25 protein-coding genes are annotated in these 17,939 nt (G+C 69.4%); 5 read left to right on the top strand and 20 right to left on the bottom strand.

What is annotated here, in order from left to right; translation table 11 throughout:
* The 3 genes from G582_RS0111590 to G582_RS0111580 are packed head-to-tail and all read left to right on the top strand — an operon-like array spanning position 1 to position 2,006.
* Entirely contained in the window at positions 1-567 is a 567-nt protein-coding gene (locus tag G582_RS0111590) for a YqgE/AlgH family protein (protein WP_028839975.1), read from the top strand.
* Positions 564-1,040 carry a Holliday junction resolvase RuvX gene (ruvX, locus tag G582_RS0111585; RefSeq protein ID WP_028839974.1) on the top strand — a complete coding sequence of 159 codons (477 nt, stop codon included), beginning with the start codon at positions 564-566 and terminating at the stop codon, positions 1,038-1,040. Before G582_RS0111590 ends, ruvX begins: the two co-directional genes overlap by 4 nt.
* A gap of 33 nt (positions 1,041-1,073) precedes the next feature.
* Positions 1,074-2,006: an aspartate carbamoyltransferase catalytic subunit gene (locus G582_RS0111580; RefSeq protein WP_028839973.1), complete on the top strand. Its 933-nt coding sequence runs from the start codon at positions 1,074-1,076 to the stop codon at positions 2,004-2,006.
* A gap of 3 nt (positions 2,007-2,009) precedes the next feature.
* On the opposite strand, the gene G582_RS17595 is transcribed toward G582_RS0111580, so the two are convergent.
* The 14 genes from G582_RS17595 to G582_RS0111510 form a co-directional block, all read right to left on the bottom strand.
* Positions 2,010-2,660: a DUF1294 domain-containing protein gene (locus G582_RS17595; protein ID WP_083961187.1), complete on the bottom strand. Its 651-nt coding sequence runs from the start codon at positions 2,658-2,660 to the stop codon at positions 2,010-2,012.
* A 2-nt stretch (positions 2,661-2,662) separates the two neighbouring features.
* Positions 2,663-4,024 carry a magnesium transporter gene (mgtE, locus tag G582_RS0111570; RefSeq protein ID WP_028839972.1) on the bottom strand — a complete coding sequence of 454 codons (1,362 nt, stop codon included), beginning with the start codon at positions 4,022-4,024 and terminating at the stop codon, positions 2,663-2,665.
* Between the two features lie 185 nt (positions 4,025-4,209).
* Positions 4,210-5,931, bottom strand: a complete 1,722-nt coding sequence (gene ptsP, locus G582_RS0111565) for a phosphoenolpyruvate--protein phosphotransferase (protein WP_028839971.1) — start codon at positions 5,929-5,931, stop codon at positions 4,210-4,212.
* Positions 5,931-6,200 (bottom strand): HPr family phosphocarrier protein, encoded by a 270-nt coding sequence (locus G582_RS0111560; protein WP_028839970.1) that lies wholly within the window; start codon positions 6,198-6,200, stop codon positions 5,931-5,933. The genes ptsP and G582_RS0111560 overlap by 1 nt, the downstream gene beginning before the upstream one ends.
* Positions 6,201-6,230: 30 nt before the next feature.
* Positions 6,231-6,623 carry a PTS sugar transporter subunit IIA gene (locus G582_RS0111555; RefSeq protein WP_028839969.1) on the bottom strand — a complete coding sequence of 131 codons (393 nt, stop codon included), beginning with the start codon at positions 6,621-6,623 and terminating at the stop codon, positions 6,231-6,233.
* Positions 6,624-6,729: 106 nt separating this feature from the next.
* The gene (gene rapZ, locus G582_RS0111550; RefSeq protein ID WP_248642776.1) at positions 6,730-7,584 is read right to left on the bottom strand and encodes an RNase adapter RapZ; all 855 of its coding nucleotides are present in this window, start codon (positions 7,582-7,584) and stop codon (positions 6,730-6,732) included.
* An 11-nt stretch (positions 7,585-7,595) separates the two neighbouring features.
* Positions 7,596-8,552 carry an HPr(Ser) kinase/phosphatase gene (gene hprK / locus G582_RS0111545; protein WP_028839967.1) on the bottom strand — a complete coding sequence of 319 codons (957 nt, stop codon included), beginning with the start codon at positions 8,550-8,552 and terminating at the stop codon, positions 7,596-7,598.
* A gap of 39 nt (positions 8,553-8,591) precedes the next feature.
* Positions 8,592-8,918 (bottom strand): ribosome hibernation-promoting factor, HPF/YfiA family, encoded by a 327-nt coding sequence (gene hpf / locus G582_RS0111540; RefSeq protein ID WP_028839966.1) that lies wholly within the window; start codon positions 8,916-8,918, stop codon positions 8,592-8,594.
* Positions 8,919-8,978: 60 nt separating this feature from the next.
* Positions 8,979-10,394 carry an RNA polymerase factor sigma-54 gene (locus G582_RS0111535; protein WP_028839965.1) on the bottom strand — a complete coding sequence of 472 codons (1,416 nt, stop codon included), beginning with the start codon at positions 10,392-10,394 and terminating at the stop codon, positions 8,979-8,981.
* Between the two features lie 75 nt (positions 10,395-10,469).
* Positions 10,470-11,189 carry an LPS export ABC transporter ATP-binding protein gene (gene lptB / locus G582_RS0111530; protein WP_028839964.1) on the bottom strand — a complete coding sequence of 240 codons (720 nt, stop codon included), beginning with the start codon at positions 11,187-11,189 and terminating at the stop codon, positions 10,470-10,472.
* Complete coding sequence (lptA, locus tag G582_RS0111525; RefSeq protein ID WP_051247191.1) at positions 11,189-11,719, bottom strand: lipopolysaccharide transport periplasmic protein LptA; 531 nt, start codon at positions 11,717-11,719, stop codon at positions 11,189-11,191. Before lptA ends, lptB begins: the two co-directional genes overlap by 1 nt.
* Entirely contained in the window at positions 11,703-12,257 is a 555-nt protein-coding gene (lptC, locus tag G582_RS0111520; protein ID WP_028839962.1) for an LPS export ABC transporter periplasmic protein LptC, read from the bottom strand. Before lptC ends, lptA begins: the two co-directional genes overlap by 17 nt.
* Positions 12,254-12,799 (bottom strand): KdsC family phosphatase, encoded by a 546-nt coding sequence (locus G582_RS0111515; protein ID WP_248642774.1) that lies wholly within the window; start codon positions 12,797-12,799, stop codon positions 12,254-12,256. Before G582_RS0111515 ends, lptC begins: the two co-directional genes overlap by 4 nt.
* Complete coding sequence (locus tag G582_RS0111510; protein ID WP_028839960.1) at positions 12,799-13,785, bottom strand: KpsF/GutQ family sugar-phosphate isomerase; 987 nt, start codon at positions 13,783-13,785, stop codon at positions 12,799-12,801. Before G582_RS0111510 ends, G582_RS0111515 begins: the two co-directional genes overlap by 1 nt.
* 66 nt (positions 13,786-13,851) lie before the next feature.
* Between G582_RS0111510 and G582_RS0111505 the strand changes: the two genes are divergently transcribed.
* Positions 13,852-14,085: a BolA family protein gene (locus G582_RS0111505; RefSeq protein WP_028839959.1), complete on the top strand. Its 234-nt coding sequence runs from the start codon at positions 13,852-13,854 to the stop codon at positions 14,083-14,085.
* A complete protein-coding gene (murA, locus tag G582_RS0111500) occupies positions 14,085-15,356 on the top strand; it encodes a UDP-N-acetylglucosamine 1-carboxyvinyltransferase (protein ID WP_028839958.1) in 1,272 nt (423 codons plus the stop codon). The genes G582_RS0111505 and murA overlap by 1 nt, the downstream gene beginning before the upstream one ends.
* Before the next feature lie 16 nt (positions 15,357-15,372).
* On the opposite strand, the gene G582_RS0111495 is transcribed toward murA, so the two are convergent.
* The 6 genes from G582_RS0111495 to G582_RS0111475 form a co-directional block, all read right to left on the bottom strand.
* Positions 15,373-15,756, bottom strand: a complete 384-nt coding sequence (locus G582_RS0111495; RefSeq protein ID WP_028839957.1) for an ACT domain-containing protein — start codon at positions 15,754-15,756, stop codon at positions 15,373-15,375.
* A gap of 31 nt (positions 15,757-15,787) precedes the next feature.
* A complete protein-coding gene (locus G582_RS0111490) occupies positions 15,788-16,213 on the bottom strand; it encodes an MAPEG family protein (RefSeq protein WP_051247189.1) in 426 nt (141 codons plus the stop codon).
* Between the two features lie 54 nt (positions 16,214-16,267).
* Entirely contained in the window at positions 16,268-16,627 is a 360-nt protein-coding gene (locus tag G582_RS16455; protein ID WP_038053936.1) for a hypothetical protein, read from the bottom strand.
* Between the two features lie 339 nt (positions 16,628-16,966).
* A complete protein-coding gene (locus G582_RS17590; RefSeq protein ID WP_083961190.1) occupies positions 16,967-17,287 on the bottom strand; it encodes a type II toxin-antitoxin system RelE/ParE family toxin in 321 nt (106 codons plus the stop codon).
* The gene (locus G582_RS0111480; protein WP_028839955.1) at positions 17,275-17,532 is read right to left on the bottom strand and encodes a type II toxin-antitoxin system prevent-host-death family antitoxin; all 258 of its coding nucleotides are present in this window, start codon (positions 17,530-17,532) and stop codon (positions 17,275-17,277) included. Before G582_RS0111480 ends, G582_RS17590 begins: the two co-directional genes overlap by 13 nt.
* Before the next feature lie 97 nt (positions 17,533-17,629).
* Positions 17,630-17,939: integrase core domain-containing protein (locus G582_RS0111475; RefSeq protein ID WP_028839954.1), on the bottom strand; the 310-nt coding region annotated here is incomplete at its 5' end.

The following is a 17,939-nucleotide window of genomic DNA, read 5'->3' as shown; positions in this document are numbered from 1 at the left end:
ATGGATGAGCACGGCCAACGCTTCGGCAACCACCTGCTGATCGCGCTGCCGTCGCTGCGCGATCAATACTTCGAACGCAGCGTCACCCTGGTCTGCCAGCACGACGGCGACGGGGCGATGGGGGTGATGGTCAACCGGCCGTCCGAATACACGCTGGGCGAGGTGTTCCAGCAGATGGGCATCGCCAACGAGGACGACGCGCTGCAGGCGCAAGTGGTGCTGTCCGGCGGCCCGGTGCATCCCGAACGCGGCTTCGTGCTGCATGACGGCGACCATGCCTTCGACTCCAGCCTGGAAGTCGCCGCCGGCCTCTACCTGACCACCTCGCGCGACGTGCTGGAAGCCATGGCGCGCGGCGACGGCCCGAAGCAGGCGCTGGTGGCGCTGGGCTGCGCCGGCTGGGGCGAAGGCCAGCTGGAACAGGAACTGATCGACGACAGCTGGCTGCTGGTACCGAGCCGGCCCGACGTGCTGTTCCAGCTGCCGATCGCGCAGCGCTGGCAGGCGGCAGCCGGCAGCATCGGCATCGACCTGCTCAACCACGCCAGCCACAGCGGCCACGCATGAGCGAAGCAATCGCCGCGCCGCTGATACGCCTGGACGGCACCGTGCTGGGCTTCGATGTCGGCATGCGCCGGATCGGCGTGGCGGTGGGCAATGCCATGACCGGCGGCGCGCGCGCGGTGGCGGTGGTGGACGTGCGCGACGCCGGCCCCGAATGGGCGCAGGTGGAGCGGCTGCTGCGAGAATGGCGCCCCGACGGGCTGATCGTCGGCGACCCGTTGACCCTGGACGGCGGCGACCAGCCGATCCGCAAGGCCGCGCGCGCGTTCGCCCGCGAACTGCGCCAGCGCACCCGCCTGCCGGTGGCGATGATCGACGAACGCAACAGCTCGCAGGAAGCGGCGCGCCGCTTTGCCGCCGCGCGCGCCGACGGCCGCCGCAAGCGCCGCGACGCCGAAGTGCTGGACGCGGTGGCGGCGGCAGTGATCGTCGAACGCTGGCTGTCCTCGCCGCGCGATGCGCAGCCGGTCGACTGATGTCTCCCCTTCACCCCCATTTTCCGGATCCACATGAACCCGCATAACGACGCCGACGGCCGCCTCCGCCACCTGCTGGACCTGGAGCGCCTGGTGCCTGCGCAGCTGGACGCGCTGCTGCGGCGCGCGCAGGTCTTCGCCGCTGGCGGCGAGGCGCCGCAAGCGCTGGCCGGGGTGGCCGTGTGCACGCTGTTCTTCGAACCCTCCACCCGCACCCGCCTGAGCTTCCAGCTGGCGGCGCAGCGGCTGGGTGCGCACATCCTCAACTTCGACGCCTCCACCTCGTCGGCCACCAAGGGCGAGACCGATCTCGACACCTTCCGCACCATTCAGGCGATGGGCGTGCGCGGCTTCGTGGTGCGGCACAAGGCCGATGGCGCGGTGGCTGCGCTGGCGGCGGCGGCCAAGCCCGGCGTGGCCCTGCTCAATGCCGGCGATGGCCGCAGCCACCATCCCACCCAGGGCCTGCTGGACGTGCTGACCCTGCGGCAGGCGAAGGGCGAGGACTTCTCGAAGCTGAAGGTGGTGATCGTTGGCGACGTCAAGCATTCGCGCGTCGCCCGCAGCGACCTGCATGCCCTGCGCAAGCTCGGCTGCGGCGAGATTCGCGTGTGCGGCCCGGCGGCGTTGCTGCCCGACGACGGCACGCTGGCCGGCTGCACCGTCACCCACGATTTCGATGCCGCGCTGGACGGCGTGGACGCGGCGATGATGCTGCGCCTGCAGCGCGAGCGCATGGCCGAAGGCCTGGTCGACTCGCTGGACGACTACCACCGCGACTACGGCCTGACCGAAGCCCGCCTGCGCCGCGCCGCGCCCGATGCCATCGTCATGCATCCGGGGCCGATGAACCGCGGCGTGGAGATCAGCGACGCGGTCGCCGATGGCCCGCATTCGCGCGTGCTGGCGCAGGTCGGCAACGGCGTGGCGGTGAGGATGGCGGCGCTGGAGGCGCTGCTGGGTTGATGTTCAGAGCAACGGAAAGGTTGGGGGCAACGTTGTCGCGTTGATGCGCAGCTGCGCATCCAGCCAGATGCCGAATGCGAAAAGATTGATCGTGATCATCAGCAGGAAAGTCCACAGATAGCGTTGCTTGCTGGACTTGTGCCGGAACAACCGTTGCGCCAGCCAGGCGCCGGGCCACCCACCCGTGATTTCCAGCCCGTGCAGAAGGAGTTCCGGGGTACGCTGGCCCAGCCTTGCGGCAGAACGCTTGTCTCGCCAGTAAGCGCTGATCGTTGCGACGTTGATGACCAGCAGGTACCACTGCGCGGCCGTCGGCACGAGCTTGTGCAAGGTCGCCCACGTCCAGATCACCGCGAATCCGGCCAACAGGAGAGTCGCAACCCACGTAGGGAGCGGCGCTAGTCGACGTTGGGTTCCGACACGCGGCGCTTCGGCATTGCGGCGGGTGGCGACGCGGACGGCGCGTGCCCGCCATCTGCCGTCGCGTTGCTGCAGCGGGATGTATTCCAGCGAACTGCCAACCGGGGGACGGGAATCCCGACAATCCCGGATGTGGAAAAACAGGTCAGGAACGGCCGCGCGATCAGGCTTGATGAATCCGTAGCCTCCGGCTTCGTTCCATTTCACCAGAGTGCCGCGCTCGAGCCTGTCCATGCTCAGCGCAGCAACACCACGGTCGCCAGCCCCAGGAAGGTGAAGAACCCCATCACGTCGGTGACGGTGGTGAGGAAGATGCTGCTGGCCAGCGCGGGGTCGTAGCCGGCGCGCTTGAGCGTCACCGGCACCAGCACGCCGGCCACTGCGGCGAACACCAGGTTGCAGGTCAGCGCGACGAAGATCACCAGCGACAGCCCCACGCTGTGGAACCAGGCCAGCACGATCAGCCCCAGCACCGCGCCCAGCACCAGCCCGTTGAGCAGGGCGACGCGGGCTTCCTTCCACAGCAGCGGTTTGATGTTGGACGCGCCCACCTGGCCCAGCGCCAGGCCGCGCACCATCAGCGCCAGCACCTGGGTACCGGCGTTGCCGCCCATGCCGGCAACGATCGGCATCAGCACCGCCAGCGCCACCAGCTTGTCGATGGTGGCCGCGAACTGGCCGACCACGCTGGCAGCCAGGAAAGCGGTGCACAGGTTGATCGACAGCCACACCAGCCGCCGGCGCATCGCGCGCCAGACCGGGCTGAACAGGTCCTCGTCCTCGTCCAGGCCGGCCGCCGACAGCACCTGGTGTTCGGCCTGCTCGCGGATGATGTCGACCACGTCGTCGATGGTGATGCGGCCCAGCAGGATGTTGTTGTCGTCCACCACCGGCGCGGAAATCCAGTCGTGGTCGGAGAATTGCCGCGCCACTTCGCTGGAGCTCTCGTTGACGTCGATGGCCGGCTGCTCGTCGTCGAGCAGCTGGTTGATCGGGGTGCCGGCCTCGTGGGTCAGCAGCGCCTGCAGCGCGATCCGGCCGAGGTACTGGTGGCGCTTGCTGACCACGTACAGGTGGTCGGTGTGGTCGGGCAGCTCGCCGCGCAGGCGCAGGTAGCGCAGCACCACGTCGATGGTGGTGTCGGCGCGCACCGTCACCACGTCCGGGTTCATCAGGCGGCCGGCGCTGTCCTCGTCGTAGGACAGCACCTGCTCCAGCCGCTCGCGGTTCTCGCGGTCCATCGACTTCAGGACTTCGTCGATCACGGTGTCCGGCAGGTCTTCGACCAGGTCGGCTAGGTCGTCAATATCGAGATCGGAAGCGGCGGCGACCAGCTCGTCCTGGTCCATGTCCGCGATCAGGCCTTCGCGCACCTCGTCGCCGACGTGCACCAGCACCTCGCCGTCGTCTTCCGGATCGACCAGCCCCCAGACCACGGTGCGCTTGCCGGGCGGCAGCGACTCCAGCAGGTTGCCGATCTCGGCCGGCGACAGGGTGTTGACCAGCCGCCGCACCGGGCCCAGCCGGCCGCTGTCCAGCGCGTCGCTGAGCAGGCGCAGCTGGCGCGCGGTCTTGTCGTGGCGGATGGGTTCGGCCATGCGCGGCGTCCGGTGGCGGGGTGGGCCGCGACCGGGGCATCGACGGGATGCCCTGCAAGCCGCAGCGGGTCAGGCGTTCATAGTGCGGGCATTATCGCCCGCCGCGGTGGCGGTGCCCACCCCAAAACCGTAAGCGATCGCGGCGGATGTGCGAATGCGTGCGCGTGAATCCGCGCCAACAGCGTTCAGCCGGCCGGGTTTGCCTGCAGCCAGCGCTCGATGCCGCTGCGGTTGCGCGCCCGCAGCAGCGCCGGCGCGGCGGCGCGCAGCTGGCCAAGGTCGCAGGCGCGGATGGTGCGGCGCACTTCCAGCAGGGTGGCCGGATGCAGGCTCAGCTCGGTCAGGCCCAGCGCCAGCAGCATCGGCACGAACGCAGGATCGGCGGCGATCTCGCCGCAGACGGTGACCGGCTTGCCGCGGCGCTGGCCGGTGCGCACCACGTCGCGCAGCACCCGCAGCACCGCCGGGTGCAGCGGCGAGTACAAGCCGTCCAGCGCCTCGTTGGTGCGGTCCGCGGCCAGCAGGTACTGGACCAGGTCATTGGTGCCGATGGAGAGGAAATCGCACAGGCCGACGAAGGTGGGTAGCGCCAGCGCCGCCGACGGCACCTCGATCATCGCGCCCAGCGGGATCTGCGCCGCGATTTCGCGGCCTTCGGCGCGCAGTTCGCGCAGCACTTCATCCAGCGCATGGCGGACCGCACGCACTTCCTCGCCGCCGCTGACCATCGGCACCAGCACCCGCAGCGGGCCGTAGCCGGAGGCGCGGGCGATGGCGCGCAGCTGGGTGTGCAGCAGCCCACTGCGGGCCAGCGACAGGCGCACGCCACGCAGGCCCAGCGCGGGGTTGGGCTCGTTGCGCAGGGCCAGACCGGTCTTGTCGGCCTTGTCGGCGCCGAGGTCGAGGGTGCGGATGGTGACGGTGCGGCCGGTCATCGCCAGCACCGCGTCGCGATAGGCGCGGAACTGCGCCTCCTCGTCGGGCAGTTCGCTGCTGCCGAGGAACAGGAACTCGGTGCGGTACAGGCCGACACCAGCGGCGCCCAGCGCGTGCGCCTCGGTGACGTCGTTGCGCGATTCCGCGTTGGCCCACAGCTTGATGTCCGCGCCGTCCAGGGTGCGGGTGGGCTCGCGGCGCAGGCGGTTGAGCTGGCGGCGCTCGCGCTTGACCTCGGCGACGCGGCGGTGGTGGCCGCGCAGGTCGGCCGCATCGGGTTCCAGCACCACCAGGCCGCTGCCGCCGTCGATTGCCAGCACGTCGCCGTCGTTGATCTTCTGCAGCGCCTGCGCGGCGCCCACCACCAGCGGCAGGTGCAGGCTGCGCGCCAGGATCGCGCTGTGCGAGAGCGGGCTGCCGCCGGCGGTGATCACCCCGACCACGCCCTGCGCCTGCAGTTCGGCCAGCTCCGCCGGGGCCACGGTGTCGGTCACCAGAATTTCGCCGGAAGCGCCCTGCAGCGCCGCGCGCTGGCTGTGCAGGGCGGCGTGCAGGCGGCCGATCACCTGGTCGATGTCGTCGATGCGGCTGCGCAGGTAGGGATCGTCCATGCCCTCGAACACCGCGGCGATGCGGTTGCGTTGCAGGCGCAGGGCGTAGTCGGCGGTGTACAGGCCGGTGCGGATCAGCGCGTCGATGCCGGACAGCAGTTCGGGATCGTCCAGCAACAGCGCGTGCAGGTCGAGGAATTCGCCGATCTCCTGCGCCAGTGCGCCGTGCAGGCGTTCGCGCAGGCTGCGCATGTCGGCGCGCACGCTGTCCACGGATTCGTGGAAGCGCGCCAGTTCGGCCTCGACATCCTCAGCGCCGATCCGCGCTTCGTCGATGTCCAGCGCGTGCGGCAGACGCACGCGGGCCCGTCCAAGCGCGCTGCCGCGGGCGGCGGCGGTGCCGGACAGGAGCTGGCGCATCAGCTGTCCTCGTCGAAGCGGCGCTCGAACAGCGCCGTCACTGCATCGGCTGCGGCCTGCTCGTCCTTGCCATCGACCCGCAGCACGACCTCGGCGCCGGGGCCGGCGGCGAGCAGCATCACGCCCATGATGCTCTTGGCGTTGACCTCGCGGCCGCGCGCTTCCAGCGTGGCCTGGCAGGGGAAGCCCGACAGCAGCTGCACCAGCTTGGCGGTGGCGCGCGCGTGCAGGCCGAGACGGTTGGTGATGGTCAGTTCGCGGCGGATCACGCGCGTTCTCCGCGGCGGTAGGTGTGTGGGTCAGGCGTCATCGATGATGGCTCCATTGCGCGAACCGGCGGCGGCCACCGACGGCAGATCATCCAGATCCAGCTCCGCGTAGTTCATCACCCGCAGCAGCATCGGCAGGCTCAGTGCCGACACCCGCCGCGCGGGCGTGCCGATCCGCGCCAGCCGTGCGGCGATGTTGGCGGGGGTGGCGCCATACAGATCGGTCAGCAGCAGCACGCCCTGGCCGGCGTTGACCCGACGCATCGCCGCGCTGGCCAGCGGCAGCATCGCGTCAGGGTCGGCATCGAACGGCACCTCGAATGCCTCGCAGGCCAGCGGCAGATTGCGCAGCAGGCGCGTGGCCACGGCCAGCAACGCGCTGCCGACGCCTTCATGGGTGACGAGGAGGATGCCAACGGACATCCGGCAAACTTAGCAGACGCGGGCGATGCCGCGAAAGCGGTTTTCCCTCATCCGCCATCGCTCGCGGGGAGAAGAACAGCAGGGTTCCCTTGCTCCAGCGGAACAGTCAATCCAGTTCGCGGTGGTGCACCGCCACTTCCGCCCAGCCGCTGTCGCGGCAGTGGCGGGCCAGCCGTTCGGCCAGGTAGACCGAGCGGTGGCGGCCGCCGCTGCAGCCGAACGCGATGGTGGCGTAGCTGCGGGTTTCCGAACGCAGCTTGGGCAGCCAGCTGTCGAGGAAGGCCTGCACCTGGCCGGCGTAGGCGATCACGTCGGGCTCGGCGTCGAGGTGTTCGCGCACTTCCGGGTCGCGCCCGGACAACGGCCGCAGGCGCGCATCCCAGTGCGGATTGGGCAACACCCGCGCGTCGAACACGAAGTCGGCGTCGGGCGGCACGCCGTGGCGGTAGGCGAAGGACTGGAACAGCAGCGACAATCCGGTGCCGGACAGGCCGAACTCGGCCAGGATGCGGCGGCGCATCTGATGAACGTTGAGGTCGCTGGTGTCGATGCGGATGTCGGCGATCTGTCGCAGCGGCTTGAGCGCCTGCCGGTCCAGCGAGATCGCGTCCGCCAGCGCCAGCCCGAGGTGGCTGAGCGGATGCCGGCGCCGGGTGTCGGCATAGCGGCGCAGGATCACCTCGTCGCTGGCCTCCAGGTACAGCAGCTGCGGATTGGCGCCGAGCGCACCGACCTGCGACAGCATCGTCGGGACTTCGGCAAGGTCGCCGAGGCTGCGCGCATCGATGCTGACCGCGATCTTGGACGGCGCCGACTCGCTGGCCTGCAGCAGTCGCACGAACCCCGGCAGCAACTCCGCCGGCAGGTTGTCCACGCAGTAATAGCCGAGGTCCTCCAGCGTGTGCAGCGCGCCGGACTTGCCGGAGCCGGACATGCCGCTGACGATCAGCATGGTGGGCATCTCGCGGCCGTTCATTGCGCGGCGTGCTCGAGGAAATGGCTGTGCCGGGCCATGAACGCAGCGGCCGGGTCGATGCCCTTGCTGCGCAGGATGTGCATGCGGGTGGCGGCCTCGGTGAGCACCGCCAGGTTGCGCCCGGCCATCACCGGGATGGTGATGATCGGCACGTCGAGGTCGAGCACGCGACGGGTACCGAGGTCGCCGGTCAGGCGTTCCATCCCGCCGCTGCTGGACTCCAGCGACGGCCGGCTGAGGTGCACGATCAGGCGCAGGTACTTGTTCCGCTTGACCGCGGTGTCGCCGAACATCTGCCGGATGTTGAGCACGCCCAGGCCGCGCAGTTCCAGCATGTCCTGCAGCAGTTCGGGGCAGGCGCCGTCCAGCACGTCGGGCGCGATCTGGGTGAACTCGGGGGCGTCGTCGGCGACCAGCCGGTGGCCGCGGGTGACCAGCTCCAGTGCCAGCTCGCTCTTGCCGGAGCCGGACTCGCCGGTGATCAGCACGCCGATGGAGTAGATCTCCATGAACACGCCGTGCAGGGTGACCCGCGGCGCCAGCGTGCGCGCCAGGATGTACTGCAGGTGGTTGAGCAATTCATGGCCGCGCCGCGGCGACACCCACAGGGGGGTGTCGGATTCCTCCGCCGCGATGCGCAGGTCTTCCGGGCACGACTGGCTCTTGCTGATGACCAGCGCCAGCGGGCGGAAGTCGATGATCTTGTGGATGGTCTCCCAGCGCTGGCGGGCGTCCAGCCCGTCCAGCCATTCCAGTTCCTCGGTGCCGAGGATCTGTACCTTGTTCGGATAGATGGCGTTGAGGTAGCCCGCCAGCGAAGGCCGGCGGGCCACCGTGTCCACCGCTTCCAGCACGCGCTGGCCGCCGGTTTCCTGTCCGGCCACCCAGCGCAGCGACAGCCGCTCCTGCTGGTTGGCGAACAGCTCGGCGGCGGTGATGCGGGCGGCGCTCATGCGGTGCGGGGCGAAGGGAGGACAGTCATCGGCGGCGGCTCACTCGTCCGCACTCATTCGCGCCAGCCCTTCGCCGCGGCGCTGCTCGACCAGCTTTTCCTTGTGCTTGATCAGCAGCCGGTCCAGTTTGTCCACCAGCAGGTCGATCGCCGCGTACATGTCCTGGCCCACGGCGTCGGCGTGCAGCTTGCGGCCGGCCAGGGTGACGTTGGCCTCGGCCTTGTGGTCGGGCTTGTCCAGCCCGAGCTGGACGCGGATCTCGCAGTCGCCCTCGAAGTGCCGGCCCAGCCGCTCGAAGCGGGTTTCCACGTAGCTGCGCAGGGCGGGCGTGACTTCCATCTGCTGGCCGTAGGTTTCGATCTGCATCTTGACCTCCTTCTGCTGTGGCGACGGGCAGGGTGCCCGTGGCCGGGATGGCGCACCGGTTCAGCCGATGCGCATACGCTCGTGCGATGCCGGGATCTGCAGGGCCTCGCGGTATTTCGCCACCGTCCGCCTTGCCACCGGCACGCCTTCCACCTTCAACGTATCGGCAAGCCGTGCATCCGACAAGGGCTTGCGCGGGTTCTCTGCGGCCACCAGCTGGCGGATGCGGTCCTGGATCGCGGTGCTGGACGCACTGCCGCCATCGTCGGTGCCGATGCCGGAGGCGAAGAAGTCGCGCAGCGCCTGCGTTCCGCGCGGCGTGCGCACGTATTTGCGGGCGATCGCGCGCGACACCGTGGATTCGTGCAGGCCCAGGTCCGCGGCCACGCTGCGCAGGGTCAGCGGGCGCAGCGCCTGCGGGCCGAATTCGAGGAACGCGGCCTGTTCGTGCACCAGCCGGCGCACCACCCGCAGCAGGGTGTCGGCGCGCGCTTCCAGACCCTTCAGCAGCCAGCGCGCTTCCTGCAGGTGGCCGCGCAGGTAATCGGCGTCGCCGGCGCTGGCGTGGCGGATCATCTGCTGGTAATCGCGCTGGATTGCCACCCGCGGCAGTGCGCCGGCCGCCAGCGCCACCTGCCACAGGCCCTGCTGGCGCCAGACCACGCAGTCGGGGCGGATGTAGCTGCCGGCGGGCAGGGCGCCGTAGCTGGCGCCGGGGCGCGGATCGAGCGTGCGCAGCAGCTGCACGGCGGCTTCCGCCGCGGCGGCCGTGCAGCCGAGCAGGGCCCGCATGCCGTCGATGCCCAGCTTGGGCAACAGCTGCAGCGGACCGGCCGCGATCGCCAGCGCCAGCTCGCGCGCGGGCGTGTCCGCCGGCAACGCCTGCAGCTGCAGGCGCAGGCATTCGCCGAGATCGCGAGCGCCCACCCCGACCGGGTCGAACTGCTGGATGCGGTGCAGTACCGGCAGCATTTCCTCGGCGGTGGTGTCGATGTCCGGGCGCAACCCGGCCACCAGCGCGGCCAGGTCTTCGCGCAGGTAGCCGTCGTCGTCGATGGCGTCGATCAGGGCGATGCCGATGCGGCTGTCGCGCGGGTTGAAATGGCCCAGATGCAGCTGCCACAGCAGGTGATCCTGCAAGCTGTCCTCGACGTCCGGCTGCTCGATCCCGTCGCCGTCGTCGCGCCCTGCGACCGCGGCGCCGCGCTCCTGCCAAGGTTCGGCATCGCGATCCCACGGCTCGTCCAGCGCGGGTTCGGCCTGCTCGGGCGTGGCCGGTTCCGGTGGCGCTGCGTCTGCTTCGGGCTCGGCGGGCGTTGCGTCTTCCTGCCAGTCCAGCAGCGGGTTGCTGGCCACCGCGTCGGCCACCTCCGCTTCCAGCTCCGCCGCGGAAAGCTGCAACAGGCGGATCGCCTGACGAAGTTGCGGGGTCAGGACCAGGTGTTGCTGCGTCGCGGGGGACAGGCGCTGCTTCATCCACCCCCAGCATATCGCCAGCGGCGCTAAAAAAACGTGGCTGGCGGTAGGCGGCGAGACGCGCCGTCGACGCGGTTACAGGCGGAAGCTGTCGCCCAGGTACACCCGGCGCACGTCGGGGTTGTCCAGCAGTTCGGCTGGCGCGCCCTGCGCCAGCACGGCGCCGTCGGCCAGGATGTAGGCGCGGTCGCAGATGCCCAGCGTTTCGCGCACGTTGTGGTCGGTGATCAGCACGCCGATGCCGCGCCGCTTGAGGTGGCGGACGATGCGCTGGATCTCGTTCACCGAGATCGGGTCGACGCCGGCAAACGGTTCATCCAGCAGGATCATGCGCGGCTTGCCGGCCAGCGCGCGGGCGATCTCCACCCGCCGCCGCTCGCCGCCGGACAGGCTGGCGCCAAGCTGTTCGGTGACGTGGCCGATCTGCAGTTCATCCAGCAGTGCGTTCAGTTCGTCTTCGCGGCCGTTTTCGTCAAGATCCGGGCGCAGCTCCAGCACCAGCCGGATGTTGTCGGCCACGCTCAGCTTGCGGAACACCGACGGCTCCTGCGGCAGGTAGCCCAGGCCCAGCTTGGCGCGCGCGTACATCGGCTGGTCGGTGATGTCCTTGCCGTCCAGCACGATGCGGCCGGCGTCGGCGGGCACCAGGCCCACGATCATGTAGAAGCAGGTGGTCTTGCCGGCGCCGTTGGGGCCAAGTAGGCCGACCACTTCGCCCGGGTTCAGGGTCAGCCCGAAGTCGCGGACCACCTCGCGCGAACGGTAGCGCTTGCGCAGACCTTCCGCCGACAGCATCAGGGCGTGCCCTTGCCGCTGGCCTGGGCCGGCTGCGCCTGCTTGGGCAGGATGCGCATCTTGACCCGGCCGCCGCCGCTGCCGCCGCCGCTTTCCAGCTGGCCGGTCTTGAGGTTGTAGACCACCCGCTCGCCGCTCAGGCTGCCACGCTGCTGGGCGATGCTGACGTTGCCGGTGAACACGATCACCTCGTTGCGCATGTCGTAATCGACGCTGTTCGAGCGCGCATCGATGTGGTCGCCGTCGTCCATGTCCTGCTGCAGGCGCACGCCGCCGCTGAACTGCGCGCGGCTGGGCTTGCCCGCCACCTGGGTGACCACCGCCTTCTCGGAAACGATGCGCAGGCTGCCCTGGGTGATGGTGGCCTGCCCGCTGAAGGTGCAGGTGGCGTTCTCGCCCAGGCCGCAGTCGCTGCGCGCGGCTTCGATGTCCATTGGCTGGTTGCGGTCGGAGCTGCGGGCGATGGCGGTGCCGGTGACCAGCAGGGCCAGCGCCAGGACGGTGGCGGCGAATTCAGTCGTGCGGGACATAGTGGGTGCGTACCTGCGAGAGAAGCGAGACCTGCTGGCGGTCGAAATCCGCCTCCAGACCGATGCCGCGCATTGTAAGTCCGGGTCGGGTCACGGTGACGGCGGCGGTGGAGCGGGCGCGGTTGCGCTCCAGATCCAGCGCCAGCCAATCGGTTTCGATGCGGGTGGGCGGCGGCGCGTCGGCCGGACTGTCGGCGCGTACCTGCCCGCGCAGCTCCAGCTGGCCGCCGCCGGCCGGCACGAAGCCCTGCTGCGCCACCACGTTCCAGTAGCGGCCCAGCCGGTCCGGCACCAGGAATTGCGGGGTGGCCAGGGTCATGGTGCGGTCGGCCGGGTCGCGCTGCAGGACCGGGCCACGCAGGGTGAACGATTCCTTGCCCTGCTTGTCCAGCGCGGTGATCTCGTAGTCGCGCAGCACGTAGTCCGGGCGCGTGCGCAGCACGCCGTCGTCGGCCGGGTGCGACATCCGCCACACCGACCAGCCGGTGGCGATCGCACCCAGCAGCAGCACCAGGGTGAGGGGCAGGCGCCAGTTCACGGGTGCTCGCCGTGTTCGAGCAGCGCGTCGATGCGGCCCTGCGCATGCAGCAGCAGGTCGCAGGCGTTGCGCGCCGCGCCGTCGCCAGCACGCTGCGGGGTGACCCAGTGCGTGGCCGGCAGCACCCAGGGATGTGCATTGGCCGGGGCGATGGCCAGGCCCACCGCGCGCATCGTCGCCAGATCGGGCAGGTCATCGCCCATGAAGGCGGCCTGGTCCATGCCGATGCCCATTTCCGCGGCGATGCCACGCATGCATTCCAGCTTGCCGCGTTCGCCGATGTGCAGGCGCGCCACCTTCAGCTCGCGGCCGCGCGCCAGGGTGACCTCGCTGCGGCGCGCGCTGACCAGCGCCACTTCGATGCCGGCGTGGCGCAGCAGCACCAGGCCCAGCCCGTCCTGCACGTGGAAGCGCTTGTGCTCGCGTCCATCGCTGTCGAACTGCAGGCCGCCATCGGTCAGGGTGCCGTCGACGTCGAAACCGATCAGGCGGATGCGCGCGGCGCGCTCGAGGACGTCGGCGGGATAGGCGGGCATCGTCATTAAACCACCCGCGCGCGCAGCAGGTCGTGGATGTTGAGCGCGCCGACCAGGCGGCCATCGCTGCTGGTCACCAGCAGGCCGCTGATCTTGTGCGCTTCCATCAGCTGCGCGGCTTCCACCGCCAGCGCGTCGGCGTCGACGGTGCGCGGGGTGCGGGTCATCACCGCGTCGATGCGGGTGGTGCGCAGGTCGATCTGGGCGTCGTCCAGGCTGCGGCGCAGGTCGCCGTCGGTGTACAGGCCGAGCAGGCGGTCGTCGGCATCGACCACCGCGGTCATGCCCAGCCGCTTGCGGCTGATTTCCATCAGCGCCTCGCTGATGCTGGCCTCCGGCGCCACCTTCGGCACGTCATCGCCGACGTGCATCACGTCGGTGATGTGCAGCAGCAGCCGCCGTCCCAGCGCGCCGGCCGGATGCGAGCGGGCGAAGTCGTCGGCGGTGAAGCCGCGTGCTTCCAGCAGCGCCACCGCCAGCGCATCGCCCATCGCCAGCGAGGCGGTGGTGCTGGAGGTGGGGGCGAGCTTGAGCGGGCAGGCTTCCACCGGCACCGCCACGTCGAGGTGGATGTCGGCTTCGCCGGCCAGGGTAGAGCCGGCGCGGCCGGTCATGGCGATCACCGTATTGCCCTGGCGCTTGAGCGCCGGCAGCAGCAGCAGCAGTTCGTCGCTTTCGCCGGAATAAGACAGCGCCAGCAGCACGTCGGCATCGGTCACCATCCCCAGGTCGCCGTGTGCGGCTTCGCCCGGATGCATGTAGAACGCCGGGGTGCCGGTGGAGGCGAGGGTGGCGGCGATCTTGCGCGCCACGTGCCCGGACTTGCCCATGCCGGTGCAGACCACCCGCCCGCGGCAGGCCAGCATCGCCCGGCAGGCGGCGCTGAACGCGCCATCGACGCGCTCGGCCACGGCCGCCAGGGCATCGGCCTCCACCGCGAACACGCGGCGGCCGCTGGCGGCGAAATCGAAGCTGTCGGGCTGGGCAGGCATGAAGGGGGCTCGGCGGGTTTCCGCTAAACTGGGCCGTTCAGTTTACGCGAGTCCCCCTGCCAGCCCATGAACGCCGACACCATCCGCCAGCTGATCGAATCCGGCCTGCCCGGCGCCCGCGCCGAGGTCCAGGGCGAAGACGGCGTCCACTTCGAAGCCATCGTGGTCTGCGCCGCCTTTGCCGGCAAGCTGCCGCTGGCCCGCCACCGCATGGTCAACGCCACCCTGGGCGCGCTGATGGGCCGCGAGATCCATGCCCTGCAGCTGAAGACCCTGACTCCCGAAGAGGCGGCCGCCTGATGCAGAAGATCGTGGTTGGCGGTGGCGCCCGCCTGGCGGGTGAAGTCCGCATTTCCGGTGCCAAGAACGCGGTGCTGCCGATCCTGTGTGCCACCCTGCTGGCCGACACGCCGGTGCGGATCACCAACGTGCCGCGCCTGCACGACGTGCTGACCACCGCCAGGCTTCTGGCCGGCCTCGGCGCCGGCGTGGCCCACGAGGGCGACGCGATGACCGTCGACCCGCGCAGCGTCAACAGCCACGTCGCCCCGTACGAGCTGGTCAAGACCATGCGCGCCTCGGTGCTGGTGCTGGGCCCGCTGCTGGCGAAGCACGGCGTGGCCGAGGTCTCGCTGCCCGGTGGCTGCGCGATCGGTTCGCGCCCGGTGGACCTGCACATCAAGGGCCTGCAGGCGCTGGGCGCGAAGATCAGCGTCGACCACGGCTTCATCAAGGCCAGCTGCGACGGCCGCCTGAAGGGCGCGCGCCACGTGTTCGAACTGGTCAGCGTGGGCGCCACCGAAAACGTGCTGATGGCCGCCGCGCTGGCCGATGGCACCACGGTGCTGGAAAACGCGGCAATGGAGCCGGAGATCGTCGACCTGGCCGACTGCCTCAACGCGATGGGCGCGAAGATCAGCGGGCACGGCTCCGCGCGGATCGTGGTCGAGGGCGTGGAGCGATTGCACGGCTGCGAGCACGCGGTGGTCGCCGACCGCATCGAATGCGGCACCTTCCTGGTCGCCGCGGCCATGACCGGTGGCCGCGTCACCGCCACCCATGCGCGCGCCGACACCATGGACGCGGTGCTGGACAAGCTGCGCGAAGCCGGTGCTGAGATCACCTTCGAAACGACGGCCGATGCCGGCGACCGCATCACCATCGACATGCACGGCAAGCGCCCGCGCGCGGTCAACATCACCACCGCGCCGCACCCGGCCTTCCCCACCGACATGCAGGCGCAGTTCATGGCGCTGGACTGCGCGGCCGACGGCGTCGGCGTGGTCAACGAAACCATCTTCGAAAACCGCTTCATGCACGTCAACGAGCTGCTGCGCCTGGGCGCGGACATCCGCGTGGACGGCCATACCGCGGTGGTGCGCGGGGTGGAGCGGCTGACCGGCGCGCCGGTGATGGCCACCGATCTGCGCGCTTCGGCTTCGCTGATCCTGGCTGGGCTGGTGGCGGAAGGCGAAACCACCATCGACCGCATCTACCACCTCGACCGCGGCTACGAGAACATCGAAGCCAAGCTGTCGGCGCTGGGTGCCAGCATCCGCCGAATCGACTGAGCCGCGCCCGCGGCCGTCATTCCACCAGTGAGTGTCCGGCGCCGCGCAGCGTGGCCATTGCGCGCGGCAAGTCGGTTGCTTTCACCAGCAGGTAGTCGGTGTCGAAGGTGCTGACCGCGAAGATGCCGATCCCGGCTTCCGCCAGCGGTGCCAGCAGCGCCGCGAGGATGCCCACTTCGTCGAACGCGAATGGGCCGTGCAGCTTGAGCGTGCGCCAGCCGCCATCCAGCTTCGGCGCCGGCGGCGCCACTTCCTGCGGACACACGATCGACAGCTCTTCGGCGGTGCGCGACACCGAGACGAAGTCCGCCGCCTCCAGCACGCCTGCCGGCACCGGCGCATCCGCCGCCAGCCGGGCGATCACGTAAGTCTGGGGCAGCAGCGAAAGGCGCAGCGGCATGCGGGAGTTCCGTCGGGGTTGGTCCGTCGGCTCAGGCGGCGAGGTACGACAGCGCGTAGCCCGCCCACATCGCGGCCAGCACGCCAAAGCCGGCAAGGAAGACGGCAAACCGGTGCATCACCCGGTTGTAGCTGCACTGGATCGCGCTGTGGACGATCCGCAGGCCGACGAACAGCCAGGCGGCTGCGGGCAGCCACGCCGGCAGGTGGGCGGTGGCAAGCGCGACCGCGCACAGCGCGTAGAACAGCACCGGCAGTTCGAACAGATGGTTGTAATTGTCCGATGCACGGGAATCATCCAGCCGCTTTGCGCGCTCCACCGACAGCGCCACCGTCTGCGGATGGATCCGCCGCGCGCGCATCTCGGTGACGCGCACCACCAGCATGCGCAGGCCGACTGCGAAGGTGAGTGTTGCCAATGCCGCGCAGGCGGCGACCAGCTGCTGTTGCGGACCCATCGATTTTCCCCGTTGCTGGAACCGTGATGGTGAAGACCGCGGCCCGCGGTCGCGTCAGCGCGCGGCCCAAGCCAGGCACAGCGCGCCTGCCGCCCACAGTACCACCCAGGCCAGGTGGCGGCCGCGGGTGAACAGCAGTGGCAGCACGCCGCAGGCAAGCAGGCACCAGCCCAGCGTCCGCGCGATCATCGCAGCTGGTGGGTCGGCGCCGAGCTGCCAGAGCACCGCGCTGATGCCCAGCGCCAGCAGCGTGGTCAGGTGCCAGGCGAAGCGCAGCGTATTGCGGGTGAACGCCGGGCCGCCGAACAGTGGCGGCAGCTCGCGGCGGAACAGCCGGATCAGGATGTAGCGTTCGCCCAGCACGGAATGGGCCAGGCCCAGCAGTGCCAGCAACAGCGCGGCGATCTCAAGCATGGAGTTGTTCCTCGGGCGTCGCCGATAGTGTTGCGAGGAAACACCGCGAACGACGAGAGTGCATGCATGTCTGCTGCCGCGAGACGCCGCGGGCGCAGCGCGATGCTGAGGTCAGCGCGATCCGGTGAACGATGTTGCCGTCGAGCGCCAGGAGCCCAACGGAAGAAACGGTTGGCAAGTTGCGTCTGCGCACCGCTTGGCGCAGCTGCGGAAGCATTGCTCTTGGCGGCCTAACACCTGAGTTAAGCCGCGCCGCCACGTGGAGCCACCGGAGAAGAAGACGGCCAGTCGCACGACGGTATCACGATGCCAGGAAGCGGCGTCGGCTTGAATGAATTGTTAGGTCTTTGCCCGCTTGGCTCGGGCAGTAATGTGCCGTTTGCGAAGCAACCGCTCTGACCGCATAACATGCAGGATGAAGACCTTATGTTGGTCAAATCTGTAGAAAACCCGGCAGGGCGGTTCCACGATCTGACGGTAGCGCGACTTGCCAAGCTCGGGTGGATAACTACCGCTTTTCGGATGATCTGCCAGTTGCTCGACATGCGCAAAGACCCGCAAGACAAGCGCAGTCGCTGCAGCAGGATCTTCCAGTGCAATGTAGTCAGCGATTGCATCAAGATCCGCAAGCGCCGGATCTGCCCAGACTATTTCAACCATCTGGCGAGTCGCGTCTTGGCTTGAGCATGGGTCGAGATGCGCCCATCTGCAATGGCCTGCTCGCCGCGTGCAATGCCCTCCAGGATCGCCATGCGCTGCTGCATGAGCTGATAGGTCTCAACGTCCAGCAGGTATGCGCTGGGTAGACCGTGCTGTGTGATGAGGATGGGCTCTTTGTCTCGCTCGATGTCAGCGAGGAGCTCAGTAGCCTGCCGCTTGAGAGTGGTGACAAGTTCAGTGCGCATTGAGTGACACTATAGTATCACTCGGCCGTGCGCAAGTGCCTGTGCAAAGACCTAGCACCTGAGTTAAGTGACCTGCCCCCAGTAGCCGTACCAGCCATTACTGGGAGAGCCCGGGGTTGAAGGGTACTGCGGTGGGGTTGGTTTGGGTTCGATGATTGGCGGCAAACTGGGCCGGCGGGATGCGTCCGCAACTGCTGTGCGGTCGGACTTGGTTGTAGTCGCGGCGCCACTCGGCGAGGACGTCGCGGGATTGAGCCAGCGACGTGAACCAGTGCTCGTTGAGGCACTCGTCCCGGAACTTGCCGTTGAAGCTCTCGATGTAGCCGTTCTGCATGGGTCGGCCAGGCTCGATCAGCAGGTGTTGGATGCCGTGCTGCTGCGTCCATGCGATGAAGGCCCGGCTGGTG

The sequence above is a fragment of the Thermomonas fusca DSM 15424 genome (assembly GCF_000423885.1).
In the GTDB taxonomy this organism is placed as follows: domain Bacteria; phylum Pseudomonadota; class Gammaproteobacteria; order Xanthomonadales; family Xanthomonadaceae; genus Thermomonas; species Thermomonas fusca.
Note: the sequence above shows the minus strand (reverse complement) of the source record. Positions and strands in the feature narration are given on the sequence as shown.